The organism is uncultured Proteiniphilum sp. (genome assembly GCF_937873925.1).
Classification (GTDB): Bacteria; Bacteroidota; Bacteroidia; order Bacteroidales; family Dysgonomonadaceae; genus Proteiniphilum.
This window is the reverse complement of sequence record NZ_CALNAT010000240.1, coordinates 1-24,849: the sequence shown is the minus strand read 5'-3', so window position 1 is coordinate 24,849 and position 24,849 is coordinate 1. Positions and strand designations below refer to the sequence as shown.

At 44.2% G+C, this 24,849-nt stretch carries 12 protein-coding genes; all 12 read left to right on the top strand.

From position 1 onward, the window contains the following. Positions 1-24 precede the first annotated feature (24 nt). Positions 25-3,144 (top strand): SusC/RagA family TonB-linked outer membrane protein, encoded by a 3,120-nt coding sequence (locus Q0502_RS16880; protein WP_298653392.1) that lies wholly within the window; start codon positions 25-27, stop codon positions 3,142-3,144. A 12-nt stretch (positions 3,145-3,156) separates the two neighbouring features. Beyond that, on the top strand, positions 3,157-5,382 hold the full coding sequence (locus tag Q0502_RS16875; RefSeq protein WP_298653389.1) for a RagB/SusD family nutrient uptake outer membrane protein: 2,226 nt from the start codon (positions 3,157-3,159) through the stop codon (positions 5,380-5,382). 26 nt (positions 5,383-5,408) lie between these two features. Further along, positions 5,409-6,794 carry a discoidin domain-containing protein gene (locus Q0502_RS16870; RefSeq protein WP_298653386.1) on the top strand — a complete coding sequence of 462 codons (1,386 nt, stop codon included), beginning with the start codon at positions 5,409-5,411 and terminating at the stop codon, positions 6,792-6,794. Between the two features lie 96 nt (positions 6,795-6,890). Then, positions 6,891-8,687, top strand: a complete 1,797-nt coding sequence (locus Q0502_RS16865) for a hypothetical protein (RefSeq protein WP_298653383.1) — start codon at positions 6,891-6,893, stop codon at positions 8,685-8,687. A 45-nt stretch (positions 8,688-8,732) separates the two neighbouring features. Then, positions 8,733-10,226: a CotH kinase family protein gene (locus Q0502_RS16860; RefSeq protein WP_298653380.1), complete on the top strand. Its 1,494-nt coding sequence runs from the start codon at positions 8,733-8,735 to the stop codon at positions 10,224-10,226. A 224-nt stretch (positions 10,227-10,450) separates the two neighbouring features. Continuing rightward, positions 10,451-12,433 (top strand): beta-L-arabinofuranosidase domain-containing protein, encoded by a 1,983-nt coding sequence (locus Q0502_RS16855; RefSeq protein WP_298653377.1) that lies wholly within the window; start codon positions 10,451-10,453, stop codon positions 12,431-12,433. An 11-nt stretch (positions 12,434-12,444) separates the two neighbouring features. Beyond that, positions 12,445-13,989 carry a DUF4832 domain-containing protein gene (locus tag Q0502_RS16850; RefSeq protein WP_298653374.1) on the top strand — a complete coding sequence of 515 codons (1,545 nt, stop codon included), beginning with the start codon at positions 12,445-12,447 and terminating at the stop codon, positions 13,987-13,989. A gap of 75 nt (positions 13,990-14,064) precedes the next feature. Continuing rightward, the gene (locus Q0502_RS16845) at positions 14,065-15,987 is read left to right on the top strand and encodes an amylo-alpha-1,6-glucosidase (protein WP_298653371.1); all 1,923 of its coding nucleotides are present in this window, start codon (positions 14,065-14,067) and stop codon (positions 15,985-15,987) included. 27 nt (positions 15,988-16,014) lie between these two features. Next, entirely contained in the window at positions 16,015-18,450 is a 2,436-nt protein-coding gene (locus tag Q0502_RS16840; protein WP_298653369.1) for a hypothetical protein, read from the top strand. 150 nt (positions 18,451-18,600) lie between these two features. Further along, positions 18,601-20,139 (top strand): hypothetical protein, encoded by a 1,539-nt coding sequence (locus Q0502_RS16835; RefSeq protein WP_298653367.1) that lies wholly within the window; start codon positions 18,601-18,603, stop codon positions 20,137-20,139. A gap of 232 nt (positions 20,140-20,371) precedes the next feature. Continuing rightward, the gene (locus Q0502_RS16830) at positions 20,372-21,571 is read left to right on the top strand and encodes a twin-arginine translocation signal domain-containing protein (protein WP_298653364.1); all 1,200 of its coding nucleotides are present in this window, start codon (positions 20,372-20,374) and stop codon (positions 21,569-21,571) included. 941 nt (positions 21,572-22,512) lie between these two features. Beyond that, positions 22,513-24,849: TonB-dependent receptor (locus Q0502_RS16825; RefSeq protein ID WP_298653363.1), on the top strand; the 2,337-nt coding region annotated here is incomplete at its 3' end.

The window sequence follows — 24,849 nt, the reverse complement described above, 5'->3', positions numbered from 1 at the left end:
TTAATTTAAAAAATAGATCTATCTATGAATAATTCAATTAAAAGATCTCTATTGGCGTTTACTTGCATGCTATTATGGACTCTCTCCCTCAATGCGCAAGTGAACGGGACGGTTAAAGACGAATACGGCCGTATCCTGCAAGGAGTTTTGATCACATCTGAAAGTGGTAAAGACATTACGATCACCGATCAAAACGGAAGTTATGATATTACTATCAGCGACGAAAGTAAATACCTCACGTTCTCTTTGCTCGGTTATGTTTCTCAAAGTCTTGATATCAGTGAAGCGTTTGGTGGAACACAGGAGGTTACTTTGAAGCGGGCCGAAACATTCGATCTCGATGAAAAAGTCTTTCTGGGTAATTATACGCAACGCAAAGATGAAGTGACCGGTTCGATTGCCAGGGTTACGGGGAAAGAGTTGGAACGCTCCCCTGTAGCCAATCTTTCTATGTCGCTGGCAGGACGTTTACCGGGGCTTCTCACACGTGAAACATACTCTGAGCCCGCACGTACAAATACTCAACTTTGGGTACGAGGATATTCATCTCCCAACGGGGGTACGGCGATGGTCGTCATTGACGGTTTTCCTTACGACTACAATGCCAATCAGCTTTTTGAATATATCACCGCCAACGAAGTGGAATCTATCAATGTATTGAAAGATGCATCAGCCCAGGCATTGTACGGGATACAGGGGGCCAATGGGGTGGTTGTCATTACAACCAAACGGGGAGTCAAACAGCCCCTTAAGATAGATGTTACGATAAATCATACATTGGAACAAAGGACAACAACCCCACCGCATATTAACTCGGCCGATTTTGTACAACTTCGCAATCAGGCCGGGTTCAACGATGGCAACGGGGAGTACTCCTATTTCAGTAAAACAGCGGTCGACGGGTTCCTTTCAGGTGAGAATCCTGATTATTTTCCCAACAACAACTGGAGAGCAATGAACGCGAAAGATATTACCCAGATGAGTCGTGTCAACGTGAATCTGACAGGGGGAAACGATAGAGCCGTATTCTATACGAATGTCAATGTATTGAACCAGGACGGTATGTGGAAAGTCGATCCTTCAACAACCCAGTATAACCCTAATAACCAGTTTATCTGGGCCAATATCCGGTCAAATGTGGATGTAAAGCTTGCCAAATATCTATCTATCGGACTCAACCTGAGTGGAAACATCAAAAGGGAAAGAACACCCGGGGGACATTCGGTTGAAGTCAGCCACGGAGGCAGTTGGGACGGATTTGCGAACAGGATCTGGTACCGCTTCTTCACACTTCCTCCCTATGTTTACGGCCCTACAACACCGCTTGTGCAAGATCCGGAAACCGGAGACATCAGCGGAGGTGAGGTAGTGGTTACCGAAACCGAACCCATCACATCATGGGCGCTGATTAATCGTCTGGGTTATGACCAATATACGGTTACCAATATCTATGCACAGTTTATGCCCAAGTTGGATCTTGGCTTCATCACTCCGGGGCTGAGTATCAGCGGTAGCTACGGCTATCAGACCAATGCCGTGAAAGGCCTGTATACCAACCGCGTCTATGAACAATGGATTCGCACCAAAGACTATTCCGAATTGGAATTTCAAAAATTCGGCACACAGGTGAATACACCTTTGGAATATCGTTCAAGCGCCAGCTTTTATTACAACCTGAACTATAAGGGTGTGCTGAACTATCAACGTCGCTTTAACGGCGTACACGATATCAATGCCATGGCATACAGCTTCTATCAGCACCTGAGCAAAGCCGGTGGAGGGTTGCCTTATAAGCGGTCCAATTCAGGTATTGGGATTGGTTACGGTTATGACGATCGTTATCTGGTAAGGGCTGATCTGGGTTATTCGGGATCAGAACAATATTCCCGGCAAAATCGCTTCACGGCATTCCCGGCGCTCTCCGCAGGCTGGGTAGCCACTAATGAAACCTTTCTCGAAGATAATCCGATCCTGACCTATCTTAAGCTTCGTGCCTCATGGGGTAAAACCGGTAACGACCGGGGTATAGGCCGCTATGTCTACCTCGACAACGTTACACTGACCGGCGGCGGTTTCGGGTTCCTGGGTGGCCATAACGTGAATGAAGGCCAGGTTGCCAACCCATACCTTGATCCGGAAATCATCACTAAGAAGAACTACGGAATTGATCTGACCCTGCTGAATAACTTCTCCCTTTCTGTTGATCTCTATAACGAAAGAACAGAAAACGGCGTAACAAGCGCAACCTCCAAGACACCTGAATACCAAGGTGTACCAATGGACAACTACCCAAAAACAAACGTCGGAATATTTGAAAACAAAGGATATGAAATCACCCTTGGCTATAACAAGGATATCACACCTGATTTGAATATTTCCCTGGGAGGATGGGTCGCTCATAATAAGAACAAGATCATATTCTGGGACGAGAGTCAAAGAGCGGCTGATTATGCCTATCCCATCCGCAGCGAGGGTTATCCGATCGGACAAGCCTGGGGCTATATTGTTGATGACCATAATGGAAACGGATTTTTCAACAGTCAGGAGGAAATAGATAACAGCGGACTTGTTTACGAAATCGGCACTCCTTCTCCGGGATATCTGAAATATTATGACCTGAATGCAGATGGAAAGATCAATGACAAGGACCGCGCCCCTCTCGGGCATGGAACATTGCCTAACTTCTTTTATGCTTTCAACGGAGGATTCAAGTATAAAAATTTCGATATGAGCATCCTTTTCCAGGGTATTGCCGATTACTGGACGGTTGATATGTCATTGGGACGTGTAGAATATTCTTTTGAGGGTGTTTATACAGAATGGCACAAAGCAGCCTGGACACCTGAACGTTATGCCAACGGCGAAGAGATTAAATATCCGGCATTGTCGGCACAGAAAAACTCCAATCATGAAGCAAGTAATTTCTTCCTTGAAGATAAGTCTTATCTCCGTTTGAAGAATCTTGAGATCGGCTACACCTTTGACGTCTTCAATGGAGTGAGATTATATTTCAGTGGTCAAAACCTCGTGACATGGGACAAATTGAAACATAATGTCTATGGGCCGGAAGCACACTTTTCGGGCGGTATTGAAGCAATACCCGTATACCGCTTGTATAATCTCGGATTGAGTATTAATTTTTAAAACTGGAAGGTAATGAAAAAATATTTTCAAATATTAATTATCTTTATCACGCTGGTATTGGCCGCTTCATGTAATGATGCTTTAGAGCTTGAATATGACGGTCGTTCCTCGCTTGATGAGTTATTTGCTACAAGAAATGGCGTTAGAGGATATCTGAACTCCTGCTACGGGGCAAGGATCATGCCTGATATCAACCAGGCAATACTTACCGATGAGTCACAAAGTTCGGAGATGGTTTTTCAGGGCTCTTTGGCTTCACTCTGGTATGTAGACGCTTTTTCGGCATCCAACTATCGGAATGTGGACGGACAACCCTGGAGCGGTATCTATCAGGCAATCCGGAAATGCAATATATTCCTTGACAGAATTGAAGGAGTAACTGCTGAAGAACTGGCTTCACTCGAAGAAGAACTTTCATCCTGGAAGGCGCAGGCACACACACTGAGAGCTCTTTATTATCTGCAACTTATTAAACGTTATGGAGCGGTTCCACTAATAACCGAACCTTATGAAATAACGCATGATTTCAGCCAGGATATGCGTGCTCCGGTTTCAGCAGTGGTCAAACAGATCCTCGACGATTGCGATGCTGCCATGAGCGAACCGGTTTCAACCCTGGGATTTTCCTGGACCGTAAGAACGGGGGAAAACTACATCATGAACAGGGCCATTGCACAGGCAATCCGCTCCCAGGCAATCCTTTATGCTGCCAGCCCTCTCTATTCAGACGGCACTTATACATGGAGTGACGCAGCGCAAATAACAGGGAATGCGTTATCCAGCCTGCTGGTGAACGATTACAAGTTGTGGAATGAAGAACCGACGGATAATGCAGCACAAAACCTGTACGAATTGTATTTTATCACTCCTCATGACGAACAACGCGCACGTGACAAAGAGACCATTTATCCCGGAAACAGGGTAAATATCTGGGGAAATCACGGTATGCCCTCCACACCGGGGCAGACAACAGCCGGAGCATGTCCGACACAGGAATTGGTGGATAGTTACGAGATGCTGGCTACCGGATTACAGCCGATCACCGGTTACGCTGATCCACAGCATTTGCAACCGGTCATCAACATGGGTTCCGGATATGATCCCGAAAACCCCTATGAAGGTCGTGATCCGCGTTTCTACGCAACAATTTACTTCAATGGAGCAGTCCGTGATTTGGGCGCTACCGGCGGTTTGGCAAGAGATGATCACTTTCCCTTGAAACTTGAGCTTTCGGGAAACAACGTTTCGATAACGGAAAACGAAGCGGGTGAGTTCACGGTTGAAACCCTGGGAGGCGATCCATTTGTTCCCACCACAACACTCGGTAAAAATATCGATGCCGCCAGCGGTTCAATCTTACTCAAGTTTAAATACAAGAGCAATAACCATATCACCAATGCACAGTTCTTTTTCGCGCAGCCGAACCCGGCAGGAGGACAATCCACACCGGAGAATGTTGTTTTGAATAAAACTGATGAATGGACCGATTTTGAACTCGATCTCACCCCCTATCGTGCTCAGAGTTGGTGGAAATGGGGTGAGGCAAGCCACAAACTCAGGTTTGATGTCGGATCTGATGCCGGCAATATTGTACAGATCAAAGATATGGAGATTAATGTCCGGGTTGAATCGGTTCCTGCAGCGCCATGTGAAAGCTTTGTCGGAGGTATCGACGGTATCTCAACCACCAATCGCAGGGCAACCTTTACCGGCTACTATCTGCGGAAATATAACAACTGGAAATCGGGACGCGATAACAACGCCGACGGGGAACTCCGTATGTTCCGCCTTGCGGAGATGTATCTCAATTTTGCAGAAGCCGCCTATCAGTCTACCGGAAATCCGGAAACGGCAATAAATATCGGCAATGGTATCTCTATGAGCGCACGCGATGCCGTGAACGTGGTCCGTCGCAGGGTCGGTATGCCTGATCTGCCAGCCGGTTTATCAAAAGAGGAATTTGAGAAACGTTATAGAAATGAACGCCGCGTTGAATTGGCTTACGAAGGGCACCGCTATTTCGATGTTCGCAGATGGAAGATCATGGAACAATCTGAGCATTACGTTACAGGAATGAGGATAACAAAAGGAACAGATGATAGCTTCAGCTATCAGCGGGTAAGCTTCGAACGGGATTCATATAAGGAAAAACTTTATTTTTATCCTATACCTCAAACCGAAATTGACAAGATGTTCAGCCATACCGGCACTGATTGGCAAAATCCGGGATGGAATTAATAACCCGATAACAAATAATTGATCGTATGAAAAATATAATCGCATTAGTTATAAGTACCATAGCGGGAGTCTTCGTTTTCAGTTCATGTAGCGATCCCTATTCGGAAGTGATTGAACTGGAGAAATTTATGTACATCTCTTTATCAGGAGCTGCAGACAATCCAATTATCAAAACAGTTGATCTGGATGAGAATGCCACTTTCCCGCTCTCCATTTCCTATGGTGGAACGACAAATTATGAACAGGGAGAAATTATTGCACAAATAGCTATGGACAATTCGTTGGTAGCAGCTTACAACACTGAGCATAATACATCCTATCTTCCTTTACCGGACGGTGCCGTAACGTTGGATAAGACAACCTTAACCATCACGGATGGCAGCAGGGTCTCCGACCAGTTGAACATAACTATACAGCCTCACCGGGCCAATTTCGTCAACGAGTACCTGCTGCCGGTTACCATTCAATCGGCAACGGAAGGGAAGATACCGGTCAGTGAAGAGTTCAAAACGGTATATTATGTCATCAAAGGGAATGTGGAAACCCTGCCTTTGGAAGAAAAATGGACTGTATTGGATGCCTCATCAGTCTGGCAGCCTACCTTCCCGGTTGAAAGCATCTGGGACGGCGACCGCAATACCTACTGGCACACTGACCTCAGTGGAATGCCTCAATGGTTCGCAGTGAATATGAACGAGTATAAATTGATTGAAGGCTTTACCTGGGTGAACAGGCAGGACGAAGCAGAGGCCGTTCCCAAACATGTCAAATTCGAAACCAGCATGAACGGGACAGACTGGACAGAAGTACTTGATCTTCCTGAAATACCGAAATCAAACCTGATGCAGATCTTTGAATTGCCTGAGAAAGTGATCGCCCGCTATTTCAGGGTAACCATCCTCTCTAACTGGGCCAATGCTCCCTATTCTTATGTGGCAGATGTATCGACCTGGGCGGGTGAAAAGCCGACGGGTGATTACGACTGGGAGAAAAATACCTGGGAAGTGATTGATTACCGTTCACAATGGAACGACGGATGGGCAGTGAGCAAGATCTTTGACGGAGATAAGAGTACTACCTGGCACAGTGACCCGTTTAATGGAGAACTCAATGGAATGCCCCAATGGTTTATTGTAGACATGAAAAAGCCCAGACCCGCCATTAAAGGATTCCTGATTTGGCAGAGACAGGACGATCACGGAATGGAACCAAAGCATGTTGTCTTCTCCGTCAGCCAGGACAACACAGAGTGGACCCAAGTCCTTGAGGTTACGGATATGTCGAACGACTTCAGCAAGGAGCTTGATTACAAGACCACTAATCCTGCTCCCGGTCGTTATCTCAAAGTTGAAATTAAATCCATATGGGGGACAAATCCCTGGACCTATTTCGGAGAGATCACCCCGTATTAATCACACAAAGTAAAGGGGGGAGGAAAATGCCTCCCTTTACTTTTTTAATACTCTCCCCCACGGATAAGGAACCAATAAAGACAAATTGTAACAGGAATGAAATTTATTTTAATGCTACTCGTTGTCATACAGTCGCTTTCGGCTTGCAAACCGGAAAACGACCCGATTGATCAGCAATCCGAACCGGAACCGGAAAATATTATCTATAACAATATAACTGCAACAGATGGACTCAACCGCACCTTACCTTCATGGGAAGAGATAGGTGATCCGCGGGAAAAAAAATATGTAGGTCTCTTCTATTGGACTTGGCATACACAACAATCAAACTACGGCAACCGTACCGCATACGATGTAACTAAAATCCTCAGTGAGCATCCCGACGCGATCGAGAATTTTCACCATCCTGCCTGGCCAAAAGATGCTAACAGTTACTTCTGGGGTGAACCCTTATACGGTTATTACCTCAACACAGACCGTTGGGTATTGCGCAAGCATGCTGAACTGCTTGCATTAGCCGGTGTGGATGTTATTATTTTTGACTGTACCAACGGGAACTTCACATGGAAAGAATCCTATATGGCATTATGTGATGTTTTCTCTGAAGCGAGAAGAGATGGGGTCAATACCCCTCAGATCGCTTTTTTGCTTGCCTTTGGCCCCACACAGGGCAGCAAGGAGGCAATCGAAGAGATTTACAGAGACCTGTACAAACCCGGCAAATATAAAGATCTCTTTTTCATGTGGAAAGGAAAACCACTGGTTATGGCATACCCGGATAATCTCCCGGAAGAGATCAGGAATTACTTTACATTCCGTCCCGGCCAACCTACCTATAACAGTGGTCCTGCACGAGATGATCAATGGGGATGGCTCGAGATTTATCCGCAACACGGTTACGCTCAAAGGAGTACCGGTTACGAGCAGGTACCTGTTGGCGTTGCCCAGAACTGGTCGGCAGAAAGAGGTTTAACCGCCATGAATGCCCCTAATTCGTTCGGAAGAAGTTATACCAATCACTCGGGACAGATAGAAGGGGCTGATGCCGTCAATCATGGCTATAATTTTCAGGAACAGTGGGAAAGAGCACTGAAATTGGATCCTCAGTTTGTATTTGTAACCGGTTGGAATGAATGGATCGCCGGTCGTTATGAAATGTGGCAACAACAGTACAATGCTTTCCCTGACGAATTCAGTCAGGAAAAAAGCCGTGACATCGAACCGATGAAAGGGGGCCATGGAGACGCTTATTATTATCAACTGGCGGCGAATATCCGCCGTTTTAAAGGGGTCGGGAGGATAGAAGTCTCTTCCGGTGAACTGACGGTGACCATCGACGGAAAAATGAATGAATGGGAGAAAGTGAAACCTGTCTACCATATCCCTCGCGGGAATACGCTACACCGTAACCATCCCGGATGGGCGGGCATCCAGTTTACCAATACTTCGGGGCGGAATGATTTCGTATCATCACGAGTGGCAAAGGATAGTGAAAATCTCTATTTCCTGATTGAAACCGCGGAAAATATTACTTCCAGCAGTGATCCGGGCTGGATGTGGCTCTTTATTGATGCAGACAGGAACAGAGAGACAGGTTGGGAAGGATATGACTTTATATTAAACAGAATAAAGCCCTCTGAAACAGTCATCACCGTTGAAAGAAACAGGGATGGCTGGGAATGGGAAAAATGCGGCGAAGCAACCTACAAAATCTCCGGGAAACAGATGGAAATATCAATCCCAAGATCTGCCCTTTCATTCAAAGATAAAAAGCTTAATTTTGAATTTAAATGGACAGATAATATTCAGGAAGTGGGTGATATCATGGACTTTTATCTCTCCGGGGATGTAGCGCCTGCCGGTAGATTCAATTTTATCTATCAGGAAAAATAGAGAAATTCATTTGTTCATCCCACAAATCATATAAACAGAAAATAGATGAATCAAATTAATAACAAAATCATCATGAAGGGACTTCAATTCAATATCCCCTTCTCCCTCATTTCTCTATTGGGATTTTTTCTCCTTTTCACATCCTGTGAAAAGGAGGTTCCCCAAGAGAAAATCTTTGTAAATATTGAAATTACACAATTACCGGATAAAACCACTTTTCAACTTGGTGAAACTCCTGAATTTACGGGGATAGAAGTTTCCGAGGTATATACGGACGGAACCCAAAAACCAAATACAAATTTTAATATCAGCTGGTCGGCAGATATCTTCAAAAGAGGTACTACCCAGGCTACCGTTACCGCAAGAGAACGTAGTGCCACCTTTGAGATCTCATTCGACGGCGATCTGATCGATACCGGTTTACCGGTTGTTTATATAGAAACCGAAGATCGGACACCCGTTGATTCAAAAGACAACTATGTAAACGCCACCATGATGATCAAGGAGGACGGAAAGAAAGTCTTTGACAATAGTTTACGGATAAGAGGACGGGGTAATGCCACCTGGACCTATTCCAAGAAACCATACAAGCTCAAACTGGACGATAAAGCCAGTATCCTGGGAATGGAAGGGGAAAAAGATTGGGTGTTACTGGCCAACTATTGTGACAAAACGTTGTTGCGCACAGGCATTGCCCTGGAGTTAAGCAGATTGATGAATTTTCCCTACACTGCAGATGATCGTTTTGTAGAAGTGGTACTGAATGGAGAATATATCGGCAATTACCAGCTTGTGGAGGCCATTGAGCAGGGGAGTGATCGCGTAGATATCCCTGAAAGCGGCTATCTATTTGAAAAAGATGGTTATTATCTACAGGAACCCAACTATTTCGTCTCTTCCATGGGACATGGTTATTCTTTTAAAAATCCCGATCCTGAAGAGGATCTGACCATCCAGCAGTGGGAATATATCAAAAACTATATGGATGAATTTGAAGCCGTACTCAGTTCAGCTGCATTCAATGATCCCGGGAATGGTTATACCCGCTTTATAGATGTTCCGAGTTTCGTTCGATGGTTTATTTTCCAAAATATTCTGGCCAATATGGATACGAACGTCTATCTGGTCAAGAGTGATATGGGAGATTCGAAAGTTGAGATGGGGCCTGTGTGGGATTTTGAATGGTCTGTGGGTATTGGATGGTATGAAGGTGCCAGACCAAGACCGGCAAATTATTATGTATGGAATTCAAATGCTTTCTATTATGATCGGCTCCTACAGGATCCCCTCTTTAAAACCAAGGTCAGGGAAATGTGGGGAACCATTTCGATCACGGAGGATATTCTTCAGTACATTGACGAAACAGCAGTACTTCTCGAGAAATCGCAGGAACTGAATTTCAAAAGGTGGGATATTATGAATATCCGCGTAAGCGTGGGAGGCATTCCAATGGGATCTTACGAAAAAGAGGTGGAATGTGACCGCCAGTTTTTCATCAACCACATGAACTGGTTAAATGATGAAATATCTAATTATTAATGCGAACGTAGGTAGGTAAATTGTCATTATTTCCTGATCGGTGAAGTCCGGATTGGAATTATTGCTGTATCTTTGGCAATAATATTTCAATTCATGATTGTATACATCACATAACATATATACATATAAATCTTTATCAGTTTAAGGTCTTTCTTCCTGGGAATCATAATTTAAAGAATGTGTGGTAATAACTGAACCAACTTACAACCGCTGTCATGAATGGAATGGTAAAATATGTATTACTCTTTTTAGCTTATACAGTTTCTTTCATCGCTGCTGACGGCCAGAACGGAACTGTGAAAAATCGGCTTACGATTAATGATGAACTCGCTCCTGTACCATCCGGATCGTTACAAATAGGGGGATATGTGGGGGAAAAATTGGACCTCTGTATCGAGAACAGGGTGATGGCACAAGATGTGGAGAGACTGATCACTCCTTTTCAACTCAAAAATGATGAACATTGGGGGTTCCGAAGCGAATTCTGGGGTAAATGGTTCACTTCTGCCATGCTGGGATACGGATATACCCCGACAGACAAGCATCGTGCAGTGATTGACAAAGCGGTGAAAGCATTGGTACAGACACAATCACCGGATGGATACATCGGCACATATCCTGTCGAACATCATCTGAAAGATTGGGATATATGGGGCCGAAAATATGTATTATTGGGATTAATAGCCTATTATGACCAAATCAAAGATCAGGAGATACTCAGGGTAGCTGAGCGTGTGGCCGACCATTTGATTTTGGAAGCAGGCCCTGAAAGTGGGGTAAACTTAACCGAAACGGGATGGATCGGATGGAAAGGTCTTGCTTCCAGCTCGGTGCTGGAACCTATTGCCCTACTCTATCAAAGAACGGGAAAAAAGAAGTATCTCGATTTTGCACAACATATTATCCGACTCTGGGATAGTCCTAACAGATTAACACCAACGGGGATCAGGCTTGTGCACGAGGCCCTGAACCAAACACCCTTGTGGGAAATGAGCGGAGCTCCCAAAGCATATGAGATGATGTCTTGCTTTGAAGGGTTATGCGAAATGTACCGCATCACAGGTAATAAAGAGTATTTCGAGGCATCCCGTTCACTGATCAACTCCATTCTTCGTGATGAAATTATGCTGGTGGGCTCCGGATCGCTGGCTGAAATCTGGTGTAACGGTAAGATGCGCCAGAGTGATCCGATGTACCAGGGATTGGAAACATGTGTAACAGTTACCTGGATGAAATTTCTCTACCAGATGTTACGTCTGACCGGTGACAGTAAATATGCCGATCAACTCGAGATCAGCCTCTACAACGCCTTATTTGCTTCACAAACACCTAAGGGAGAGTGGTGGTCCTATTACACCGGTTTAATGGGTGAACGGGTTCCCAGTCATCTGCAATTTCCGGATGTAATAATGAGCTGTTGTGTAGCCAATGGCCCCAGGGCTATGCTACTAACCCCGTCGTGGGCGGTAATGTCATCTTCCGGCGGCGTTGCGGTCAATTTGTATGCTCCTATGAAAGCTGATTTGAAAACACCCCGAAAACAGCCGTTCGCTTTAGATCTGACAACCGGATACCCCGTTGACGGGAAGGTTGTGATTACGGTAACTATCCCCAAAAAAGAGACCTTCTCTATTGACCTTCGTATTCCTGAGTGGAGCAGAAAAGCAGTCGTCAGGGTCAACGGTGAATTATTGGACAAAAAAGTGGTTCCCGGCGCCTATGCAATAGTTGAAAGGGAATGGTCGGATCAAGACCAAATAGAGATCAGTTTTGATATGACAAGCTATCTCGTAGATGCCCCTTCCGGTGTGCCTGATGCCGCCATTCAAAGAGGCCCGGTGGTGTTAGCATTCGATTCGAGATTAGTTCCTTTCCGTCATGGCGTTGAAGTACCACCCATGTACAGGTACTCGTTTATGAAAAACAAGGACAATTCTATTGATGTTTTACTTGTTACCTCACCCCCGGTAAAAGAGATATGGATGACTTTTCAGGTTCCCGTAATGGATGAAGCCGGAGAACGTCATGAGCTCCCGATGTGCGATTATGCTTCCGCCGGAAACACCTGGAAGGAAGGAAACCTGTTTAGGGTATGGATACCCCAACCATTTGATTTCCGTCATCTCTACATCAATAATTTGGGATGGTCGATCAATGTAACGGATAATGCCCCCCGCCCCACTATTCCTGAGTTATATCAAAAATAAGCATGTAGGATATGAGTACCGACCGAAGGAAATTTTTCAAGACATTTGGGATTGCCACAGCCGGATTGGCAACGGGCTTTCATACAGACCTATTGGGTATGCCTCTGGGAATTGATCAGGATCAGACAACCGGTAAACCTTCGGTCACCCAAAAATCTAATTCTCTACCCACGGATATTCATCGGGTAAGACCGGCAGACCATGGAGAGGCATTGACCAATCCGGGTATGGGATGGGTCACCTACTTCTACTCGAATCTTTATCAGAATTACGGTTCGAAGCTGGAACCTTCCGATACTGTCCGCTATTTCCCAGGCATGAATACAGTGTTCCTCCGTATACCCTGGGCATTTATTGAACCTGAAGAGAACAATTTTATATGGGAGATACTCGATACGCCTGCTCAGCGATGGATAGAGAACGGAGGGCAAGTGGCGCTTTGCATCACGGCAACCGAAAACTGGATGGGATCAGGAACTCCCCGATGGGTATTTGATGCGGGGGCCGCATATTATGAAGTGGACGGCTATCTTGAACCGGACTACGACGATCCGGTTTTCCTGGAAAAAGCAGAGAATTTCATTCGTGTGCTTGCCGAAAGATATGATAATAATTCTAATATAGCCTATCTGTTTATAGGTCATTACGGCATGTGGGGAGAAGGACATACTGAACTGACTACCCCTAAACATGGCCATTCATGGGGATTTGACACACAGAAAAGGATGATCGATCTTTATCGCCGTCATTTTAAAAATACCCTCCTTTGTATTTCCGACGACTATGTCGGGCACAACCTGAGAGGCGAACGATTCCCCATTACTGACTATGCTTTTTCGCAAGGTGTAACTATCCATGATGACAGCATCCTCGTACAACCCAAACCCAATAACTGGTACCATAGTGAAATGGCACAACTTTTCTGGCCTACGCTCCCGGTGGTACTGGAGCATGAACACTATGGCGGATCGGTAGAACGGGAAGCATGGGACGATGAACTCCTGATCAAGGCGGTGGAAGACTATCATGCATCCTTCCTTTCTATTCATTGGTGGCCCGATGTTTTTTACAATGCAAATAAAGATATTATTGCACGGATAAACAGGCGCATTGGTTATCGTCTGCAGGCACCGGAAGTTAGCTGGCCTTCCACAATCAGAAAAGGAGACCCTTTTACTATTCAGAGTAAATGGGCTAATGCGGGGGTTGCTCCCTGTTACGGCGGCGGGTATCCCTGCTTTACAATCAAGGATGAAAAGGGAGGGATCGTTTCAGTATTGACCGATACCTCCTTCAACCTGAAATATCTTCCGGTTGCTCCTCCGGGGAATGCGATACCTCATGAACTGACTTCAACCTTTGTAATAGCTCCGGCACATCGTGATAATAAAGGCGTCTTCTTCCGCACATGTAAGCCGGGGACCTATGATCTGTTTATCTCAGTGGGGAAACAGGATGGTACTCCGGTTTATGAACTTCCGTATACTGAACAGGACGGATACAAACGTTATAAAATAGGTACGATTGTTTTACAGGATTATGCATCAGATGTATAAAACCAAATTAAACAAAAGTCCTGAATGTGGGACCTTTATCTGTATAAGATTATGTCACTTTCAAATCATTTCCTTATGAATGTCAGATGGTTTATTTTCTTCCTTACAGGGTTGTTTCCGCCCATTCTCAGTGCCGGCACCCCCACGCAGCTACACTGTCTAGGAAATGGGAATTACTGTGCATTTGGGCAGGGAGCTGATATTGAAAGTATTTTCGGGCCAGGTTACAGCTCACCTTCCTATGTCCGGCTGACAGTAAACGGAGGTGATTCCACGGTCAGTTCAAGAATGAAAGGCACCGCTATCTGGCAACACTCTATCTATAGAGATGGAAAGATAATGGCAAAATTCACTGATTTCATTGACAGTAAAACAGCGGTTCTGGCAAGAATAATAGATTGTTATGCAGAATTTTCTGTTGACATCAACATACTTGAAGATGAAAAGATAACCATTGCCGAAAACTTTTACGCAAATAAAAAGGAAAAATCATCCTCACTCCTGATCCATAAAGACAGGGGATTACCCATTTATGGTAATTATTCACACCCTTATGAACAATTCCAGCATATCTTTACCAAAGGGAATGCAACATTGGTAAAAAAAGAGAATTACAATTATTCATTCCACATTCAACCGGGAAAAAGTGAAATCTTCTTTATCGGAGGATCAACATTCGAGGAATGTGAAGAATATACCAATCTGGTAATAAACAGTACGACTGTGTCTCTCTTCGACAGGACAAAAGAGCATTGGCTTGAATATACCAAAAGAAGATACGATTTTGAACAATTGGTCCCTGATCACCTTCCGAATAAAAAAGAGATTATCGACCAGATAGATAATGTTGCAATCATACTGAAAACGCAGCAGGCAGCACAAGGGGGTGTAATAGCCGGCCATGCGTACCATTTAGGGTATGTAAGAGATCAGTATGGTGTTTCCAGGGGGTTTCTTGCCATGGGATATTTTGAAGAGGCCAGAAAAATTCTGAACTTTTATTGGGACATCTGGAAGGACTTTGGATATATACATAACGCTCAGGCAATTGGAATTCCCGGCATCTTTCATCAGCACGAAAATGACGAAGTGGAAATCACGGGATATCTGATTATTCAGGCTTTTGATTATTTAAAAAAAACAAAGGATACTGCTTTCGTAAAAGAGATTTTTCCTATGCTGGAGTGGGCATGGCAGGTTCAGAAAAATAATCTTAAAAAAGGAATGCTGCCTTTCAATGGTGACGAGACCTATGTGGCAGGAGGAATTTTACCCCGGAATGCCCTTAACGATGGTTCCGCTGAAGCCACGTTTCTCTTTATCGAGTCAGGGAGTTATCTGCTGTCGTTTATCGACGAGAACCGTTTGTGGGATGCCGCCGTAATAGAAAGCAACAGAGCCGTTATGGATAGTACGAGAATCGCTTTCCATCATAACTTCCTCTCCGATAATCAGATCATGGCCAATAATCCCTCAAGGGTGACAATAGAAGAGATGCCTGCATTCAGACACGGTTTTTGTGCAGGATCGCATGGCGTACTTGAAACCCGGAAAGACGAAAACGGCAATTATCTCTGTCCCAAATGTATTGCAGAAGGATTAAGTCTGCCCCGGATTGAAAGAAAAATCTATTTTCTTCCATCACTGGCACTAACACCTGAATACTTTGGTTCGGAATTGATCTCAAAAAAGATATTGGAACATAACCTTTCCCTTATAAAGGAGAATTATATGCGGAAAGGACAGGTATCTTCCCGCGAAGATTCAAATATCACCATTGGGTATGAATACGGTCTTTTCCTGTATGCATTAACAAAGAACAGGGATAAACTGGCAGGCACAATACTGGCAGATATGATGGCTGTTATTGATGAGACAGGCGCCTGGGTAGAGTATTATCACAATGGCATTCCCAGGGGCTGCAATTACAGGCCCTGGGAAAGCGCCATCAATATTGAAGCCATCATCTTATACTCTCTCAATTATGAAACGAATTAATATATATACAGAAAATTTGAATAAGAGATGGTACACTTACAACAAATCACGCTGGTAAGCATAATTGCGCTCTTCGCTGTATGCTGTTCAACAAGTTCTTCCGTTGATAAAACGGCAGGCGTAAAGAAAGCAGTTCCGGTATGGGCAGAAGGACGAGAGAAGGAAATGAACCTGAATCTCGGCTTCAGGGCTAAGTTTGCCGCTGAGCCGGGTCAAGACGCTCTCATAAAAATATCGGCATCAACCATCTATCGTTTGTTTGTAAATGGTAATTTCGTAGGTTCGGGACCCGCGAGGGCTGCCCACGGCTATTTCCGGATCGACGAATTTCCGGTGGGACAATTCCTTGAAGAGGGAGAGAACGTTCTTGCCATAGAAGTGGCCGGTTATAATGTGAATTCCTATTATACCCTCGACCAGCCCTCTTTTCTCTTAGCCGAAACGGAGGTCAACGGAAAAGTAGTGCTCGCGACCGGCACGGGAGGTGACTTTGAAGCATTTCAAATAAAAGAACGGTTGCAAAAAGTGGAGCGTTACAGTTTTCAGCGGCCGTTCACGGAATATTACCGGATGAAGGAGGGATATGACCGATGGCGCACCTCCACGGATGTTCCGGTAGAGCAATTGAAATTAACCGAATTCCCATCTGTCCAACTTCTGCCGCGTCACGTAGATATGCCGAAGTTCGGATTACACGAACCCGTTGAATTGCATTCAGCAGGAACCATAAAGAAAATCAGTCCCGAGAATTATTATAAAGATCGTTCTTTAAGCGCGATAAGCGAAAAACTCAAGGGCTTTACCGAAAAAGAGTTGGAAGTATACCCGGTTTCACAGGAAATTCAGGAGATTGTAACGGCATCCCAGGAAATTATTTCTACACCTTTTGTTTCACCCGGTTCCACCTCCTTAAAAAAGAATGAATACAATATTTACGATTTCGGCACCAATTTTTCCGGCTTCATCGGAGCAAAGATAAAATGTCTGGAACCGACAAGATTAATTTTCTATTTTGATGAAATACTGCTCAATGACGATGTAAAAACCAAACAACGACAAAGCGATATCTGTAATCATATTGTTTATGAACTGCAACCGGGAGAATATGACTTGGAAACACTGGAATCATATACTTTCAGGTATCTTAAACTGATGGCCTTAGAAGGAGACTGCAAAATAGAAAAGCTCTATATACGGGAGTTTTCCTATCCCGATAATAATAAAGCCCTCTTTGCGAGCAGCAATTTTAAGCTGAACAAAATATTTGATGCTGCCAAGCAAACATTCCGTCAGAACGCGGTGGATGTTTTCATGGATTGTCCCTCGCGGGAGCGGGCCGGATGGCTGTGTGACAGCTACTTCAGCTCCATTACGGAAAGGGAGTTCACGGGGCGCACCGTTGTGTCTCACAACTTCTTAGAAAATTATGCCCTGCCCGAACGATTTGAATTCCTGCCCGAAGGGATGATCCCCATGTGCTATCCCGCCGACCACAACGACGGCGTATTCATACCCAACTGGTCGCTTTGGTTTATTCTGCAGGTCGAAGACTACGCACGGCATGGAGGCGATTCCCAATTAATTGCCAAACTCAGGCCTCGGATAGAAAAACTACTTACCTATTTTTCAGGCTTTGAAAATGAAGACGGCTTGCTTGAAAAGTTAGAGAGTTGGGTATTTGTTGAATGGTCGAAAGCAAATGGATTTGTACAAGATGTCAATTATCCCACCAATATGCTTTATAGCGCGGCATTAGCATGCGCCGGGCGCCTGTATGAAAATACCGAATGGATGAAAAAGGCTGACGAGATACGCGAAACTGTATTCCGTCAGTCGTATAATGGAGAGTTCTTCGTAGATAACGCCGTCCGGGAAGACGGTAAACTGAAAATAACCGGAAATACGACGGAAGTATGCCAATATTACGCGTTCTTTTTCAATGTGGCAACCCCCGAGTCCCATCCGGCATTATGGAAAAAAATAGTAGACGAGTTTGGCCCTAACCGGGACGACGCGGTTACTTACCCCGGTGTATTCCGGGCAAATGCTTTTATCGGTAATTACCTGCGTATGGACATTTTATCCCGTCATAACCTTCAGGGCCAATTGATCATGGAGATCCAGGATTATTTCTATTCAATGGCCGACCAAACAGGCACACTCTGGGAACATATGCAAAACTTCGCCAGCTGCAATCACGGTTTTGCCTCCTATGTCGGCCATGTATTATACAGGGACGTATTGGGAATAAAAGAGATCGATTATGTGAATAAAAATATCACTGTTCGTTTTACAGACCTGGCATTGGAACAATGTAACGGTTCCATACCCGTTGGCGATGAGGTAATAAACCTGGAATGGATACGTTCAAATAATACGATCCGCTATGCATTACAGGTACCGACCGGCTACAGCATACACATCGAAAATGCGAGCAGCGCGCAACTCATCCCTATCGACTAAAATAAACGGTCTTTACATAAAAGCTGATTTATTCTCTCAACTTGTCGGGACGGAGAGATTTCCCAACGATGAGTGACGAACGGTTTATTGAATAGCTCATTGCGATAATCTATTTGCGACACGAACCAAAGCATATTAAATTACTCTTACATGATGAATATAGTAATTTCACACAGGGTCAAAAGCCATAGAGTACTCGGATTTTCCTGCTTTATATGGCTGTTCTTCATTGTCTCTTGTAAAACGAATGAAAACAGGGAATACAGCAACGTTTTTGTAGGTAAACAGACAGGGACTAAACTGGAAGCGATAGGAGTAGAACTGGATCCCCACTTTTTTTCTCAGAATGTGACACGCGAGGATGGTTCTAAAGCATCGGACTGGCAATATGTTGTGGATAGAGTAAAGAAAATGGAAATACAGAAATTCCGGGTGATGGCCCTACCCCCCTGGTATGAACCGGTAAATGATAATGACGACCCACACACGACGGACCGGAGCAAATTTACTTTCGATTCCCCGGAAATGCAATCATTGTATAAAGTGCTTGATCTGGCACAGGAACAGAATATGGAGGTGTGCATCGTCGTGTGGGGCTGTCCGACCGGCGTTTCATTACTTGATCCGGACTACGCGCACGTGAAAACTTGCTTCATGGCCGATCCGGACAAGGGTGGCTGGATTACAGGGCCGGTGGACTACGACGAATGGGCCGAAAATTACTCCGCGTTGATCAAGCATCTGATCGAAGAGAGAGGATATACCTGTATCAATGAAATTACTCCCGTGAACGAACCGGACGGGGGGCCTTTGCTTACTTCTACCGAATACATCGAAATGGCAAGGATACTGGATGCCCGTTTCAAAAAAGAGGGGTTGAGAGATAGGATCCGGTTTAATTTGTCGGATAATACCGATACAAGAACATTCTATTTGATCGATTGTGCAGAGAATCTTCAGGATGTTGCCGATATCTTTAATTCACATACCTATATCTTTGGCTATGATACGCCGAATCATGAAATTTATGATTGGGAAAAAAACAACGTACACATAGCTGCCAGTGCCGGGAAAAAACACCTGGTCGGTGAGTTTGGATCAAATCAGTGTGTCGGAGCTACCCGACAGAGAGACATTGACCTGTACGCCCGTGGCGTATTAATGACTCGTCTGGTGCTTAACTTTTTGAATGCAGGAGCTTCCGGAGTGAGCTACTGGAGTCTGATCGATCAGTACTATGGCAAAGAGGCGGATTACCAGCAGATGCAGCAACTGGGATTGTGGAAATATATAAAAGAAGCGTATAAAACGGACTCTACGTACACGCGCATCAACACCGATTATGAAGTTCGTCCCCAGTATTATTCCTATTCCTTGTTGACCCGGTTTCTCAAGCCGGGAGCCGAGATTTACCCGATCGACCTATATGAAGATTTCGCGATCGGAACAGCTTTCAAAGATAAGGAAGGAAAATGGACATATGTCTTTGCCAACGGAACAGATACTTCAAAATTTATAGCGATTAACAACGAATCCATAAAAGGAAATTTCGAAATATATAGGTACGAAGAAAACTCTTTGCCTGAAAACGATGATCTGATTACAGCAAGTGAAACCATTAAGATGAATGCGAACAAACTGCAGGTGGATGTCAGGGGAAATTCCGTAGTGCTCTGTCGTCAAAAATAATAACCGGATAGAAACACGTCGATGGACAGATGAAATAGTAAAAACGATCATTATATCGGGTGGACAGGATGAGTGAAAATTGAATAATAATTTAGTATTCATAATGGAGCATTAAGTTATTTTGTCCTCCTAATAGGTTTTTTTGAAAAAATTTGATAATTTTGCGGGGTAAAGCGCCCGATAGTTCGTAACAGAAGAAAGTTCTCTTCTGTTACACATTAAAAATAATATTATGACAAGTCGTCGCGATTTTTTAAAACAGTCGGCCGTGGCAGGAGCCGCCGTAGCTCTTTCACCGGAATCCGTTATGGGACGGAACACCGGGAAGAACATACCTGCAGCTGCAACACCGGTGGATACCTACACGGTAAGTATGCGCTCCGCCATGCATATCCCGGTCATTCAACCCAGAGAGATAATTATCCCGGATACGGCGGGATTCCAAGTACTGAAAGGTGATTTTCACGTACATACGCTGTTTTCCGATGGCCAGGTGATGCCAGTTGACCGCGTTAAGGAAGCCGTTCAAAATGGACTGGACGTGATCTCAATTACCGACCACATCGAGTACCGCCCCTACTTCAGCAAAATAGGCAGATGGAAGTTAAACGACGAACAGGGAGAAGACTTTAATCTTTGGTATAACACTGCTAAACCGGAAGCAGATAAAAAGCAACTGTTGCTGGTACCTGGTGCGGAAATCACGAAAAGTACCATGCCGCCCGGCCACTTCAACGCCCTCTTCACCCGGGATGTAAACCCAATTGCTGCTGTCGTTGACGACTGGCGGAAAATGTTACAGGTAGCTGCCGACCAGGGCTGCTTCCTGCTGTGGAATCATCCGGGATGGCAAGCTCCCAAAAGCGGGGGGATTGAACAAGGTGCGCCGTTACGATTCACCAAAGAACACGAGGAAGTGTACAGACAGGGATGGATGCACGGCATCGAGATCTTTAACGGTTATGAATACTACCCCATTGTTTCCGAGTGGTGCAACGAACGGGATTTGGCAATCTTTGCCAACAGCGATATCCATCCCAGCGAACTGCACCAATATGGTATACATAACCCGGCACGGCCTATCACGCTGATGCTGGCAAAGGAAAGAACAGTAGAGAGCGTTCGCGAAGCCCTGTTCGCGAAACGGACCATCGGCTGGGCAGCCCACATGCTTTGGGGACGCGACCCATGGTTGCCGGAACTCTTCAAGGCCTCAGTGGAAATCAAAACGATCACTCCCGGAACGGTGGAGCTAACCAATAAAAGTTCGTTACCCATTACCGTATCGCTTGGGGGTACGGCGTTCAATCTGCTTCATAATGAAAAACAGCAGGTCTACCGTGCCGAAGGGCTCAGGAAACTGACCGTCCTGAACTGGATGGTTGGGATGAACAAGCCATTGGAAATACCACTGGACAACCTCCCAGGGTAAATATCTCATTATATAAAATATCATTTTATATAGATGTATTGTCATTTTCCATAGTCATAACCCATAAAATTCATTTACATTTACGGCATATTTAAAGATTTTTTCACTTTTAAGAGTATAATAATACCCCGTAGAATCCTGAATAGCGCGATTTATAACTGTAGCTAACATTCGTACGCCCATATAGTATCTTATGTCAAATTTACTTATTCACAGGCTGTTATAATTGAAAAACAAAATGAAATTTATAAACTGTATATTTTTCCCTGAAAGGGAATTCCTTCTGTCCATAACAGGAACAGATAGATATACATTTTGCCCCCCCCCCCATTAACTTTAGTTAACAAAATAATCCCTTCTTATCCGGAAGTAATTCCGATAAATATAGTTATCCACCCTATAATATATAAGGGGGCGTACTTTCTTTTTCTTCGAAACACCACAAATATAAACTTTGGTTGTACCCTGGTCTGTGTACATACACAATACTATTTTTACACTTTGTGTTTTTTAAATATGTTTATCTCCCGATATATAGATGGAATAGTATACTCTCTCCTTTTTACCAGACAACGAAAATATAAATTTTTCCTGTGTCCCGCTCTGTGTACATACACAATATCACTTTTACGCTTTATATTTTTTAAATATGCCTATTCCCGACATATAAACAGAACAGCATACTTCTTTCTTTTTACGAGACAACGGAATATAAATTTTCATTGTGCCCCGCTCTGTGTACACACACAGTTCCTTAAAATTAAAAAAGGAACGATATGGAATCAGATTAGAAATGATCCAATGAAAAGGGTATTGAAATATAAGAGTGACCCGTAAGCGATCAAACGATCGGATCATGACAATAAAAACAGATGTAACAATATCTGTGAATCACTGAAATGTTCTTTAAATTATTAATCTAAACAAATGAAATGAATGAGATGAGAAAACAAATGTATTTTGTAATTTTTTTTCTCCTTTTTCCTTTATTCCTGTCAGCCCAACAGCAGGTATCGGTAAAAGGAAAAGTGACAGAGGCGGAAACGGGGGAGCCGCTGCCGGGTGTAAGCATCGTCGTGGATAAGTCGACAAGAGGGGTTACTACGGATGTGGACGGAACGTTTGAAATAAGGGTCTCCCCTTCCGACAAGTTGGTTTTTTCCTTTCTTGGAATGACGCCTCAAACCATTGAAGTAGGAAACAAAACGCATATCGATGTGGCAATGCATCCTTTAGCCAGTGAATTGGACGAAGTTACGGTGGTAGCTTTCGGTACACAAAAGAAAGAGAGTGTAATCGCCTCTGTATCTACAGTAAGGCCATCCGAACTGCAAGTCCCTTCCAGTAACCTTACTACCGCTTTTGCAGGACGAATCGCGGGATTGATTTCTTACCAAAGGAGCGGAGAGCCGGGACAGGATAATGCCCAATTTTTTATCCGTGGTGTTACCAGTTTTGGTACCGGTAAAGTAGACCCATTGATCCTGATTGACGGCGTGGAAATGACAACCGAAGACCTGGCCCGGTTAACAACCGATGATATTGCCAGTTTTTCCATCATGAAAGATGCCAATGCTACCGCTTTGTATGGCGCCAGAGGTGCGAACGGCGTCATATTGGTGACTACAAAAGAGGGACGGGAAGGCAATGTAAAAGTCCAGTTCCGTACGGAAGGTTCTTTTTCCTCCCCTACAAAAAATATCGAATTGGCAGATCCGGTTACCTTTATGAAACTGCATAACGAGGCGGTGCGCACACGGTCTCCCGGAACCCGTCTTCCGTATGACGAAAAGAAAATCAATTATACGGAAAGAGGAATAGATCCGGTACGTTATCCGGCAAACGATTGGCAGGATATGCTATTTGACAAGAATACATTTAATCATCGTTACAACCTGAATATCAGTGGAGGAGGAAAGGTCGCCCGCTATTATATAGCTGCATCCTATTCTGTGGATAATGGAATTCTTAAAGTAGATAAACGACAGAATTTTAACAACAACATCAAATTGAATAAATATTCGTTGCGTTCAAATGTAAATGTGAACCTGACAAGTACTACCGAGGCTATCATACGTTTAAACGGAATGTTCGACGATTATCAGGGACCACTGGATGGAGGGACCGATTTGTATATGAAATCTATCTATGCTAATCCGGTTTACTTTTTACCTTATTATGAGCCGGATGAGGCAAACAAGTTTGCAAAACATATTCTCTTTGGAAATTCAACCACAGGAAGTTCCCTCAATCCGTATGCAGAGATGTTGAAAGGATATAAATCGAACGATCGTTCAACCATGTATGTGCAATTCGAACTGAAGCAAAATCTGGATTTCATTGCCAAAGGGTTATCCTTAAGAGGGATGTTCAATGTAAATCGGTTTGCTCAATTAGAGGTCAGAAGGCAGTATTTTCCGTTTTATTACAGTTTAGCGCCTGCGGTTGCCGGCATGGATAGTTATCGATTGATTGCGCTGAATCCTGATGGGGGCACCGATTTCTTAAACTATGTTCCGGGAGATCGAAAAATGGAAAATACCATGTATTTTGAAAGTGCTTTGCAATACAATACAACGATTGCCGAACAACATACCCTTTCCGGATTATTGGTCGGCACAGTACGGGAAAAGAAAGACAACACCTACAATACCTTGCAGCTATCTCTTCCCCAGCGTAATGCGGGGTTAGCAGGAAGGGCTACTTACAGTTACGACGACCGTTATTTCTTCGAAGCCAATTTCGGATACAATGGCTCCGAGCGTTTTTCAGAAAACGAACGATGGGGATTTTTCCCTTCGGCAGGTTTAGGCTGGATTGTCACCAACGAAAAGTTTATGGAACCATTGATCCATACAATCTCCAAACTAAAATTCAAAGTAACTTACGGCTTAGTCGGAAATGATGAAATCGGAGCGAAAGAAGACCGTTTTTACTATCTTTCGGATTTGAATATGTTCAACGGCGACAGAGGGATTTCTTTTGGCGATAATTTTGGTTATTATCAGTACGGCATCTCTATTGGCCGTTATGCAGACCCTTATATTAGCTGGGAGATCAGCCGTAAAAGCAATTATGGGCTGGAGTTGAATTTATGGAATAGTCTGGAAATACAAGCCGATTATTTTACGGAAAACCGCAGCAATATTCTTCAGACACGTGCAGATATTCCGACTACCATGGGGTTGCAGGCAATACCCAAAGCCAATATCGGTGAAGCAAAAGGGAGCGGGGTAGATATTTCCGTGGACTACAATAAAGCTTTCAATAAAGATCTA

Coding starts and splice junctions, on each gene's coding strand:
- Q0502_RS16835 (WP_298653367.1), top strand. CDS start 18,601: ATGATGAATATAGTAATTTCACACAGGGTCAAAAGCCATAGAGTACTC.
- Q0502_RS16875 (WP_298653389.1), top strand. CDS start 3,157: ATGAAAAAATATTTTCAAATATTAATTATCTTTATCACGCTGGTATTG.
- Q0502_RS16880 (WP_298653392.1), top strand. CDS start 25: ATGAATAATTCAATTAAAAGATCTCTATTGGCGTTTACTTGCATGCTA.
- Q0502_RS16870 (WP_298653386.1), top strand. CDS start 5,409: ATGAAAAATATAATCGCATTAGTTATAAGTACCATAGCGGGAGTCTTC.
- Q0502_RS16845 (WP_298653371.1), top strand. CDS start 14,065: ATGAATGTCAGATGGTTTATTTTCTTCCTTACAGGGTTGTTTCCGCCC.
- Q0502_RS16865 (WP_298653383.1), top strand. CDS start 6,891: ATGAAATTTATTTTAATGCTACTCGTTGTCATACAGTCGCTTTCGGCT.
- Q0502_RS16840 (WP_298653369.1), top strand. CDS start 16,015: ATGGTACACTTACAACAAATCACGCTGGTAAGCATAATTGCGCTCTTC.
- Q0502_RS16855 (WP_298653377.1), top strand. CDS start 10,451: ATGGTAAAATATGTATTACTCTTTTTAGCTTATACAGTTTCTTTCATC.
- Q0502_RS16830 (WP_298653364.1), top strand. CDS start 20,372: ATGACAAGTCGTCGCGATTTTTTAAAACAGTCGGCCGTGGCAGGAGCC.
- Q0502_RS16860 (WP_298653380.1), top strand. CDS start 8,733: ATGAATCAAATTAATAACAAAATCATCATGAAGGGACTTCAATTCAAT.
- Q0502_RS16850 (WP_298653374.1), top strand. CDS start 12,445: ATGAGTACCGACCGAAGGAAATTTTTCAAGACATTTGGGATTGCCACA.